9 protein-coding genes are annotated in these 11,285 nt (G+C 70.4%); 5 read left to right on the top strand and 4 right to left on the bottom strand.

The features are described 5' to 3' along the window. The first annotated feature begins 36 nt into the window (after positions 1-36). Both sigM and GIS00_RS15235 read left to right on the top strand, forming a co-directional pair. Entirely contained in the window at positions 37-732 is a 696-nt protein-coding gene (sigM, locus tag GIS00_RS15240; protein WP_322097986.1) for an RNA polymerase sigma factor SigM, read from the top strand. Next, entirely contained in the window at positions 729-1,682 is a 954-nt protein-coding gene (locus GIS00_RS15235; RefSeq protein ID WP_154769239.1) for a hypothetical protein, read from the top strand. The genes sigM and GIS00_RS15235 overlap by 4 nt, the downstream gene beginning before the upstream one ends. Positions 1,683-2,264: 582 nt before the next feature. Here GIS00_RS15235 and GIS00_RS29365 read toward each other — a convergent pair. Next, positions 2,265-3,176, bottom strand: coding sequence for a DUF559 domain-containing protein (locus tag GIS00_RS29365; RefSeq protein ID WP_154769238.1), 912 nt, complete (start codon positions 3,174-3,176; stop codon positions 2,265-2,267). 667 nt (positions 3,177-3,843) lie between these two features. Between GIS00_RS29365 and GIS00_RS15225 the strand changes: the two genes are divergently transcribed. The 3 genes from GIS00_RS15225 to trxA are packed head-to-tail and all read left to right on the top strand — an operon-like array spanning position 3,844 to position 6,528. Beyond that, positions 3,844-5,097, top strand: coding sequence for an MFS transporter (locus GIS00_RS15225; protein ID WP_407666872.1), 1,254 nt, complete (start codon positions 3,844-3,846; stop codon positions 5,095-5,097). Positions 5,098-5,156: 59 nt separating this feature from the next. Next, positions 5,157-6,164 carry a thioredoxin-disulfide reductase gene (trxB, locus tag GIS00_RS15220; protein WP_154769237.1) on the top strand — a complete coding sequence of 336 codons (1,008 nt, stop codon included), beginning with the start codon at positions 5,157-5,159 and terminating at the stop codon, positions 6,162-6,164. Positions 6,165-6,204: 40 nt separating this feature from the next. Beyond that, on the top strand, positions 6,205-6,528 hold the full coding sequence (gene trxA, locus GIS00_RS15215) for a thioredoxin (protein ID WP_154769236.1): 324 nt from the start codon (positions 6,205-6,207) through the stop codon (positions 6,526-6,528). Between the two features lie 131 nt (positions 6,529-6,659). Here the strand turns inward: trxA and GIS00_RS15210 are convergent, their stop codons facing one another. The 3 genes from GIS00_RS15210 to GIS00_RS15200 all read right to left on the bottom strand — a co-directional run bounded on the left by GIS00_RS15210 (position 6,660) and on the right by GIS00_RS15200 (position 10,312). Beyond that, the gene (locus GIS00_RS15210; RefSeq protein WP_154769235.1) at positions 6,660-7,496 is read right to left on the bottom strand and encodes an alpha/beta fold hydrolase; all 837 of its coding nucleotides are present in this window, start codon (positions 7,494-7,496) and stop codon (positions 6,660-6,662) included. 126 nt (positions 7,497-7,622) lie between these two features. After that, the gene (locus GIS00_RS15205) at positions 7,623-9,554 is read right to left on the bottom strand and encodes a LamG-like jellyroll fold domain-containing protein (protein ID WP_154769234.1); all 1,932 of its coding nucleotides are present in this window, start codon (positions 9,552-9,554) and stop codon (positions 7,623-7,625) included. Positions 9,555-9,685: 131 nt separating this feature from the next. Further along, a complete protein-coding gene (locus tag GIS00_RS15200; protein ID WP_230313673.1) occupies positions 9,686-10,312 on the bottom strand; it encodes a hypothetical protein in 627 nt (208 codons plus the stop codon). Positions 10,313-11,285: the final 973 nt, after the last annotated feature.

The raw sequence follows: 11,285 nt of genomic DNA, 5'->3' as shown, positions 1-11,285 counted from the left end.
GATTCGGGGTCGGGAGCCATGCCCTAGGCTCCACACGTGCCTGCCCTCGACTCCGGACGGACCGACGCGGATCTGCTGTCCGCGCACGTCGCCGGTGATCCGCGGGCGTTCAACGAGCTGATCGCCCGTCACCGGGACCGGATGTGGGCGGTCGCGCTGCGCACGCTCCGGGATCCGGAGGAGGCCGCGGACGCCGTGCAGGAGGCGTCGATCTCGGCGTTCCGCGCGGCCGACCGGTTCCGGATGGAGTCGGCCGTCACCACGTGGCTGCACCGGATCGTGGTCAACGCCTGTCTGGACCGGATCCGCCGGCGGCAGGCCCGGCCGACCACCCAGCTGCCGGAGGAAGGACCGAACGAGCCGCAGGTCCCGCGCGACGCCTACGCCGACCGCGAGCTGGCGATGGACATCGAGGGCGCGCTGGCCACCCTGCCCGAGGACCAGCGCGCGGCGATCGTGCTGGTCGACGTCGAGGGCTACTCCGTCGCCGAGGCCGCGCAGGCGCTCGGGGTGGCCGAGGGCACGGTCAAGAGCCGGTGTGCGCGGGGTCGCGCGAAACTCGCAATTCTTCTCGGACATCTACGGAACCCGGACGCCGTTCCTCACGTCGAACCCCCCGTTGGCGCACCCAGGACCCGGGCCGCCGGTCGTCAGGCCGACCCGGTTCCGCGGTCCGGGGCACCGCCACCCAGGACAGAACCACCCATGGGACGCGGAGGAGCAGGACGATGAGCAACGAGCAGGGGATGGCGACCCCGACCGGTCCGCCGTGGTCTCTCGATGTCATCGCCGACGTGCACGCCGGGGTCTACCCCCCGGAGACCGAGGCGAGACTGCGTGCCGAGATGGCCGCTGATCCGGAGGCGCAGGCCGTACTGGCCGCGCTCTCCTCCGTCGTCGACGATCTTTCGCTGCTGCCCGTCCCGGTGATGCCCGAGCAGTACGCCTCGCGGTTGGACCGGGCGATCACGGCCGAGTCCATGCAGCGCAGCGGTGCCGGTCGGACCGTCGCCCCGATGCAGTCCGCTCCCGTCACCCCACCCCCTCCCCCGGTCGGCACCGACGACCTGGCCCGGCGGCGGGCGCAGCGCCAGGCACCCCCGCCGCCCCCGCGGTTCGAGCAGGCCGGTCCGTCCGGCCCGGTCGGTCCCGTTGGTCCCACGGGACCGGATTCCACGGTGCGGGACATCCGCTCCGCCCGGTCGAAGCGCCGGGTCTTCCTCGGCATCGGCATCGCCGCAGCCGTGGCGGCCATCGCGACGGTCACCGTCGTCGGGCTGCGTGGTTCGGAGAGCCCGGGCACCGCCGCAACCGACGGCAACGCCGTCGTCCCGACAACCGTCTCGAACAGCCCGGCGCCGACCGCGATCGCCCCGCCGAACGCCCTCCAGTTCGACCCGGCGAACATGCAGGCGGCCTACGAGGAGATTCAGGGCAAGCAGCCCGCCGCGGGCGGGTCGCTGGCCGACCCGATCACCTACGTCGGCTGCCTCACCTCCCTGGACATCACCAGCCAGGACCAGGTGCTCGGTGTCGCCGACGGTACCTACGAGGGCCGCAGCGCCTCCGCCATCGCCGTCGTCGTGCCCGGCGATCCGGGTGGCGCCCGCATCATCGTCGTCGCCCAGGGCTGCTCCGCCGCCGGCGCCGACGTCCTCGAGGACCAGACCGTCTCCCGGTAGTCCTCGCCCGGCGATTCGCCCGGGCGTCCTGGAGTGGCGGGGCGGTTCGATCCGTGCCTGTTGACGGCGGAATCCGCGGACGAACGGCGCCGATCGCTGCGGGTCCGGGGTACTCCGTTAACAGCTGGTTGACGGGCCCTTCCGATCCGTGCCCATTGGCGGAATCCGCGGACGAACGGCACAGATCGCTGCCGGCCGGGCACTCCGGGCTCAGCGGACCGTCTCCCGGTAGTTCTCGTCCGGCAATTCGCCCGGGCGTCCGGGAGTGGCGGGGCGGTTTCGATCCGTGCCTGTTGACCGCGGAATCCGCAGACGAACGGCACCGATCGCTGCCCGCCCGGGGTACTCCGGGAACGGCTGGTCGACGGGCACTTCCGATCCGCGCCTGTTGACCGCGGAATCCGCGGACGAACGGCACCGATCGCCCGGGGTCCGGGTACTCCGGGCTCAGCGGACCGTCTCCCCGTAGTTCTCGGCCGGCAATTCGCCCGGGGCGTCCTGGAATGGCGGGGCACTTCCGATCCGCGCCTGTTGACCGCGGAATCCGCGGGCGAACGGCACATTTGGCTCCCGGCCAGGCGGTCAAGGCTGTTGGCGCCGGGCATCGAGAGCCGTCCGGATGGAGGCGAGGACCGTCCCTGGCCGCTCCACGAGTTCGTACCAAGTGAAGCGGAGGACCCGCCACCCCGCGTTGATGAGCTCGTTCTGCCGACGCCGATCCGTCTGGAACCGGTCCGGATCGGTGTGCCAGGCCAGCCCGTCGATCTCGACGGCGATGCGCTCCCGGACGAATGCCAGGTCCAGCACGTATCGGCGAGCGCCGATCGTCACCTCCCGGCCGACTTCCCACCCCTTGATCCCTGCCTGCCGGAGCAATCTGATGCACCGTCGCTCCGACTCTGCCGCGGCACCGTCGCCGACCAGTTCGATCAGCCGCCGGGCAACCTTGTTGCCACGACGGTTCCGGTCCTTCTCGACGACAGCCGTGATCTGGGACAGATCCACGGTGCGCTGCTGCAGTTGCCGGTCGAGCAGGCGGACCCCGTCCGCTCCCATCACCACTGCAGCGTGCATCACCGCGGTAGGACGATCGACGATCCGGATCCCCGTGTGGATGAGGACATCGACATCGGCGACCGTTCTGGAAACGAGGGCGACACCAGGTCGCGGCCGGAGGTGGGAGCGGCGGTGGACGGCCAGTTCGATCACCGGCGGCCGCTGATCGGTCAGACCCCACCACCACGCAGCAGCCCAGCCGTCGAGCACCCCTCGGTCGCCCGCCCACAGACCGGCAGCGAGGATCTCCGCACGGACCGAAGTGTCGTTGGTCGACGATCGGTACACACCGGGGTGCATCGGCAACCACACGCCCGCCTGCACCAGACGGTCGACCTGATCCTCCGACATGCCCACAGCCAGCGCCTGGCGGCGGGAGATCACACCCCACTGGCGTCGCAGTCGCCGATCGACCCGGTCGCGAAGTTGACGGTCCATCTGGTCATGCTGACCGCCGCGCCGGACCTCACCGTCGATCGATCCACAATGCGCAGGTCAGATCCCGTGAGGCGAGAAGAGATTCGATCAGCCCACTTCGCTGCGAGACCGGTGGGCCTGCGTCCGTCGAGCGCGGTCAGGGTCCTGGACCGCCACCGGCTCGATCGGTGCCACTGCACCGCGGAAACCGCGGCCGGACGGCACCGTTAGACACCCCACCCGACCGCGTGCGCCCGCCGCCGGACAGCCCCCCGACCAGCGCGGCCCCACCGCCACGAACCCGAACATCCACCCCCGATCCGTGCCACTGCACCGCGGAAACCGCGGCCAGACGGCGCTGATAGACACCCCGCCCGACCAGCGCGGTTGACGCCGCCACCAGACCGCGTGCGCCGCCCCGGACAGCCCCCCGACCAGCGCGGCCCCACCACCACGAACCCGAGCGTCCACCCCCGATCCGCGCCACTGCTCCGCGGAAACCGCGGCCAGACGGCACCGATTGAAGCCGCCACCAGACCGCGTGCGCCCGCCCCCGGCCAGGCCCCCGACCAGCGGACGGGCCGAGACGATGCCAACCACCCCCCATGCCGTCCGCCCGGAGCCAAAAGCAGCGGCAGGCGGTGCCCGACTCCCCTAGGCTCCCCGGGTGCGCCGAGGCCGGGGATGGATCGTGGAGACCCTGACCCCGGCCCGGTTCGGGCGGGAGTTCCGGCTGCTGCTGCCGGCCAGCTGGACGAGCCAGCTGGGGGACGGGATCTCGCTGGCGGCGGGACCGCTGCTGGTCGCGTCGATGACGCAGGACGCGGTGCTGGTCGCGCTGGCCGCCACCCTGCAGTGGCTGCCGCCGCTGCTGTTCGCGCCGCTGGCCGGGGCCCTCACCGACCGACTGGACCGGCGGCGGATCGTGATCGTCACCGGGTTCATCCGGATCGCCGTGCTGGCCGTCCTGGTCACCTCGGTGCTCACCGGGATCGCGAGCATCGCCCTGGTCCTGATCACCCTCTTCGTGCTCGCCTCGACGGAGGTGTTCGCCGACACCGCGCAGCAGACGTTCCTGCCGATGCTGGTCGGCAAGCAGGACCTGGCGCTGGCGAACTCCCGGCTGCAGACCGGGTTCGTCACCATCAACCAGCTGGCCGGGCCGCCGATCGGCGCGGCGCTGTTCGCGGTCGGGTCGGCCTGGCCGTTCGGCACCCAGGCCTGCGTCGTCGCGCTGGCCACCGTGCTGATCGCCCGGATCAAGCTGCCGCCGCACGGCCGGGCGCCGGAGCACCGCGGCCGACTGCACCACGACATCGCCGAGGGCTTCCGCTGGGTCCGGCACCACCCGGCGGTCCGCACCCTGGTGCTCACCATCTTCATCTTCAACATCACCTTCGGCGCCGCCTGGTCGGTGCTGGTGCTCTACGCCACCGAGCGCCTCGGCCTCGGCGAGGTCGGCTTCGGCCTGATCACCACGGTCAGCGCGGTCGGCGGTCTGCTGGCCACCCTCGCCTACGGCTGGATCACCCGGCGGATCAGCCTCGGCGGGCTGATGAGGATCGGCCTGATCATCGAGACGCTGACCCATCTCGCATTGGCCCTGACCACCTCACCGTGGTTGGCGATGATCATCTTCTTCGTCTTCGGGGCGCACGCCTTCATCTGGGGCACCACCTCGGTGACCGTCCGGCAGCGGGTGGTGCCCACCGAGCTGCAGGGCCGGGTGGGCAGCGTGAACATGGTCGGCGTGTTCGGCGGGCTGGTCGCCGGATCCGGCATCGGCGGGGTGCTCGCCCAGCACTACGGGGTGGTCGCGCCGTTCTGGTTCGCGTTCGCCGGATCGGCCGTGTTCGTGGTGCTGATCTGGCACTCACTGCGGCACATCGCACACGACGACGACCCGCCTGAGCAGGCCGGGGCCGGGAATGCGGCCGGTTAGGCTGGCGTTCCAGCGTGTGCAGCACCTGCCCGGTCGGGCGGGGACAGCGAGAGGACAGCATGAGCGAGGGCACCCACACCGACAGCGGCACCGTCCGCGACGTCATCGTGATCGGCTCCGGGCCGGCCGGCTACACGGCCGCGACCTACCTGGCGCGGGCCGAGCTGAAGCCGCTGGTCTTCGAGGGCTTCCAGTACGGCGGTGCGTTGATGACGACCACCGAGGTGGAAAACTTCCCGGGCTTCCCGGACGGGATCATGGGCCCGGACCTGATGGCGAAGATGCGCGAGCAGGCGGAGAAGTTCGGTGCCGAGCTGCGCAGCCAGGACGTCGAGTCCGTCGACCTGCGCGGTCCGATCAAGTCGGTCGTCGTGGACGGCGAGATGTTCCGTGCCCGCTCGGTGGTGCTGGCCACCGGGTCCGCGGCGCGCTACCTGAACCTGCCGGACGAGCAGCGGCTGATCGGCCGCGGCGTCTCGGCCTGTGCCACCTGTGACGGCTTCTTCTTCCGTGACCAGGACATCGTCGTGGTCGGCGGTGGCGACTCCGCGATGGAGGAGGCGACCTTCCTCACCCGATTCGGCCGGTCGGTGACGATCGTGCACCGGCGCGAGGAGTTCCGGGCCAGCCCGATCATGCTCGAGCGCGCCCGGCAGAACCCGAAGATCAGCTGGCTCACCAATGCCGCGGTGACCGGGGTGAAGGGCGACACCACGGTGTCGTCCCTGGAGATCACCGACACCCGCACCGGCGAGGTCAGCGAGATCGGCGCGACGGGCCTGTTCCTGGCCATCGGGCACGACCCGCGGTCCGAGCTGTTCCGCGACCAGGTGGCACTCGACGGCGAGGGTTACGTCCTCACCGGCCACCACGTCGGCCGGGACCAGGGCACGGCGACCGACATCGAGGGCGTCTACGCCTGCGGTGACCTGGTCGACCACACCTACCGGCAGGCGATCACCGCTGCCGGGTCGGGCTGCGCCGCGGCCCTGGACGCCCAGCACTACCTGGCGAACCACCCGCACCACGACGCCCTGCTGACCGACCCCGAGCCCGCCACCGTCTGAGTCACCGGACCACCCACCCCCACCACGAGAGGTACACATCATGGCCACCAAGAAGGTCACCGACGCCACGTTCGCCGATGACGTGCTGCTGTCCGACAAGCCCGTCATCGTCGACTTCTGGGCCGAGTGGTGCGGGCCGTGCCGGATGATCGCCCCCATCCTGGAGGAGATCTCGGAGAAGCACGCCGACAAGGTCACCGTCGCCAAGCTCGACATCGACGCCAACCCGCAGATCTCGCAGCAGTACCAGATCCTGTCGATCCCGACGATGCTGGTCTTCCAGAACGGCAAGCCGGTCAAGCAGGTCGTCGGCGCCAAGCCGAAGGCCGCGCTGCTCGCCGAGTTCTCGGACGTTCTCGCCTGAGAACCCGTTGACACCAAGGAGAGCCGGACCCGTCAGGGTCCGGCTCTCCTTGTCTGTGGCGCCGAGGTTCTGTGGCGCCGAGTTCCTGTGACGCCGAGGACCCAGTGCACTGAGGGTCCGGGACCTGAGGGTCAGACCGTCAGGAAGTCCAGCAGCACCCGGTTGAACTCGTCGGCGTGGCTGACGTTGATCCCGTGCGGGCCGCCTTTGATCACGTGCAGGGTGCTGTCCGGGATCGCCGCGTGGGTCCGCGCCCCGGATCCCACGAACGGCACGGTGCCGTCACCGTCCCCGTGCACGATCAGCGCGGGCACGGTGACCGCCCGCAGGTCGTCGCGGAAATCGGTGGTGCCGAAAGCCTCCATGCAGCCCAGGGCCGCCTTCTTGTCGGCCTCCCGGGTGAGCGCCAGCGCCTCCTGCCGCTGCTCCTCCGTCACCTTCAGCTCGCCGCCGGCGGTGAAGAACTGGGTGACGAAGCCGTCGTAGAACGATGGCGGGTCCGCCTCGAGCTGCTCCGCCATCCCGTTCGCCATCTCCTCGGTGAGCGGGCCGTCCGGGTTCTCCTCGGACTGCAGCAGGTACGGCGGCACGGCCGCGGCGAACACGACGCTGCGCAGCCGTTCGGTGCCGAAACGGGTGAAGTACCGCGCCACCTCGCCCCCACCCATCGAGAAGCCCACCAGGGTGACGTCCTGCAGGTCGAGCTCCGTCAGCAGCGCCTGCAGGTCGTCGGTCAGGGTGTCGTAGTCGTACCCGGAGAAGGTCTTGTCACTGCGTCCGAAGCCGCGGCGGTCGTAGGTGACCACCCGGTAGCCGGCCTGCTGCAGGGCAGGGACCTGCTCGGACCAGGAGGCGCCGGACAACGGCCAGCCGTGGATCAGCACCACCGGCCTGCCGCTTCCGCCGGTGTCGTCGACGTGCAGCTTGGTGTTCCGGAAAAGCCCGTGATGGGCGGTGATCTCAGCCATGGGTCAACCTCCGTGTCGCTGTCGGCCACGCGCCGGGCGCGGCCGGGCGTCCCGACCGGGACGCACCGCCTCCTGTTCACCGTGCGGGGCGTCGGCGAAACATCGCCGGGACAGCGGTAGAGGTGACTACTTGCCGGAGTTGTAGTGCTGGGCGACCTGCGTCGGCGTCAGCGCGACGGTGTAGACCGAGGCCCAGGCGACGTTGCCGATGAAGGCGAACTGGGTCGGCATGTTGACCCCCCAGCTGGTGAGGTTGTCCCAGCCGACACGCCAGAAACCGGTGGTGTTCTCAGCCGTGAAGGTCGTCGGATCGGAGGCGACCAGAGCACCGTCCATGTACAGCCGCATGCCCGGGTTGGCCGTGCCGCTGCCGGACAGCGTCGCCACCATGTGGTGCCAGTTGCCGTCGTTGTAGGCGAGCGGGCTGACAACCACCTTGACCGCGCTCGGGTAGACGCCGAAGACGACCTGGCCGGAGTTGTTGAGGAACACGTGCCGGTCGTACTGCGTCGACTGGCCCGTCCGCGAGGCGGAGAAACCCATCAGCCGGCCGCCGGCCTGGGTGGTGCGGAACCAGATCTCCTCGGAGAACACCAGCGGGTTGGCCACGGCCGCGGTGAGCAGGCCGGTCGAGACATACCCGGGCGAGGTGGTGCTGGTGAACTGCGCGGTCGTGGTGGTGGTGTCCCGCGGGCAGGGCCGGGAGGTCGACGAGACGATGGTGCCGTTGAACGCGCCCACCCGGTTGTTGCCGGACGCGTCCGTCGCCGACAGCAGCGAGTTCGTGTAGTCGATCGGCCAGGTGAAGAAGGTGCTCGACTGGCCGACAGCGGCGTAGGAGCTCCGGCACTGGAAGTAGGGGGCCGAGGCGGCGGTGTTGGTCGTGTTGGTGACGGTCCCGGCGAACGCGCCGGCGGTGGCGACCGGGACCAGCAGCACGGCGGCAGCGAGAGTCGTTGCGGCGCCGGCGGTCACGGTCCCACGGATGCCCCAATGCCGGCGGCGGGTCGGCGCATTCACGACCGCGGTGTGCCGGGTGTGCTCCCGGTGGTGCGCGGCGATGATCTCGCGGATCTCCTGCGCGCGCAGTTCGGTCTCGACTGCATTGTCGGACCCGGCACCCGGGCCGGACCCGTTGCGGTCCCGGCGGTTCCGGTCCTTCGGCGCGGCGGGCGGGCTGCCGGCGCCCAACGCCCACCAGAGCGGCGAGAGCCAGAGGATGACCAGCAGCACCCAGCCCCACCAGGGCAGGTGGATCTCGGAGGAGAGGTGCACGGCGTCCGCGCTGGACGCGGGGTGGGTGGTGAGGGTGCCGACCTGGCCGTCGACAAGTGTGATGGAGCCACCGGTGTCGGCCTTCACCCGGATCGGCAGCAGTCCGGTGGAGACCATGGTGACGTGGGTGCCGGAGGCATCGGTGACGCTGCCCATGCCCTGCAGTCCGACGAACGGCCGGTACAGGACCGCGACGATGCCGACGATCACCGAGCTGCCCACGATGCGGAGCGGCATGCGGCGGACCGGGTCGATCCACCGGGCCGTGACGAACCAGAGCACCGCGGTCCCGATCACCAGGATCGGCAGTGCCCGGAAGATCCAGCCGATCCCCCAGAGCCGGGCGACCACGACGCCGATCAGGTCGGACGTACCGAGGGCCCAGGGATCGTCGGCGGAGTTGATGTCCCCGCGGGTGTGCAGTCCGCCGTTCTCGTCGATGGAGACGACGCGGTGGGTGTGCAGTGAGGCGCCGGCGACCGGCGGTTGGTAGGTGACGATGTCGCCGACGTGCACCTCGCCGGCCTCGGCCGGGCGGGTGAGCAGCAGGGTGCCGACCGGTGCGGCCTCCCCCATCGACGGGGTGGAGACGATCTGCCAGTCGCCGCCGGACAGTCGCCATCCGGCGCCGGCCAGGACGACGAGGACCAGGGCCGCACCCGCGATCAGCGCGGCCGGGGAGACCCGCCGCCACCACGGACGGCGGCCGGTCCCTCCCTCCGCGGCCCGCGGGCGGCTGCTGCCACCGGCGAGCGCGCGGGGGGAGGTCCCGACCGCCTTCATCCCGAGTCCTGCTTCCTGTCAGTGCTTGTCAGTGCTTCTCAGTGCTTGTCAGTGCTTCTCAGTGCTTGGTGCCTGGTACTGCGGTGGTGCTGTGGTGCCGTGCTCAGGTGCGTCGTGCGAACTGATCAGGATCAGGTGGAGAGGGTCCACACCAGCGGCTGCGAGGCGGCCAGGGACTGGTAGGTGTTGCCGGCCGAGGCGTCCAGCCACACGGTGAAGGTCACCGGGACGGTGGTGGCGGCGTTCGGGGTGGGGATGGTGAGGGCGATCGGGGTGGTCGCGGTCTGGGTGGCCAGCGTGGTGGCGTTGCCGTTGAACAGCGTGGTGCTGCCGCTGACGATCTTGACGTTGAGCTTGGTGCAGAAGTCGGTGGCGGTACCGGTGCCGGACTGGGTGCAGGCGTTGGCCTTCAGCGTGAAGGAGGTGGCCGTCGCGGTGCCGGTGTTGGTGAAGTTCACGGTGGTGACCGAGGTGTTCACGGTGCCGTCGCTCGGGACCAGGGTGGTGCTGCCGCCGTACTTGTTGATCGTCGCGCAGGACGCGGTCGAGTCGGTGCTGATGCAGTTGTTGGCGCCGCTGACCTCTCGCAGGATCAGCGAGCCGGAGGCCGCGGTGTTGGTCGTGTTGGTGATGGCCGCGGTGAACGCCGACAGCGTCCCGGTCATCGACAGCGACAGGAGCAGCGCACCGACCAGACCGGCGACGATCATCAGCGGGGCGAAGCGCTTCCGCGGGGCGGGGAGGGAGTGCTGGGACAACGTGGTGCCTTTCTGACAGGTGAGCGGGATGCTCAGGGGCCTGGGGTGGCGGTGCGGGAACTGCGGGGATGTCCTGCGGGGATGTCACTGCGTGTCACTGCGGGCGCTGCGTGCGATGCGATGCCGGTGCGGGTGGTGCACGGGCTGTGGCGCTGGTGTTCCGATCGGACTGATCGGGGGTCACCCACTTGGGCCACCCGGGTGACGAACCCGCCGATGGGATCAACAGGTATTCGTCACTGAGCGGATTGCGGATGGAATGGTGACGACGTTTCCCCCCATTCGTCACGCCGACGTGTCTCCTGCTGATGACGATTCGCGAGCGTCACGAAGGGAAAATCTCACTGCGTGCGATCGATCGCCGATGCGGTCGTGGACCGAAGGTCTGCCGAGCAGTTCCGGTTGTTGTTCGTCGAAGCCTGCAGATGTCACGGAAAGTGGTCGCCGTGCCGGATGGTCAGCCCTCGGAGGGAACTTGTCCGCACCGTTCGGGGGCCATCGCGCCCGGTGGCCGACACTCCGTGATGTTTGGCGTGGTTTGATCTCGTTCGTCCGGGTATCCGCCGATTCCGGGAGAACGCAGCGGACGGGTGTCACCCCTCGCCGGCCACCGACCGCTGCCACCGTTCCCTGACGCCATGCGACCGTCCGCTCACCGAGGGCGACGCGGGCTCGATCGCAGGATCAGGGTCGGGGCCGTCCCAAGGATCGGAGCGCTCACCGCGACGCCCGGAGCCGACACGCTTCCGGGTTCCGCGACCCCGATCGGGACCCCGGGCCACCTCGGACGTCCTCGTGCGTCCCACACTGCGGGAGCACCGCACCGGCCGGCCGGAGCCACCGGGACGCGCCGCGAAGTTGCCCTTGACGGGGCCGGGCGGGGCACAATGTCCGCTGGACCTCCGGCACCGACCGGTGAGCACCCCGGCCGTCGCGAGGCGGCCGGCGCACGACCACGACGGGCCCTCGCCCG

It is taken from the genome of Nakamurella alba (assembly GCF_009707545.1).
In the GTDB taxonomy this organism is placed as follows: domain Bacteria; phylum Actinomycetota; class Actinomycetes; order Mycobacteriales; family Nakamurellaceae; genus Nakamurella; species Nakamurella alba.
The sequence above is the reverse complement of the archived record's forward strand: the minus strand, read 5'-3'. Positions and strand labels throughout refer to the sequence as shown.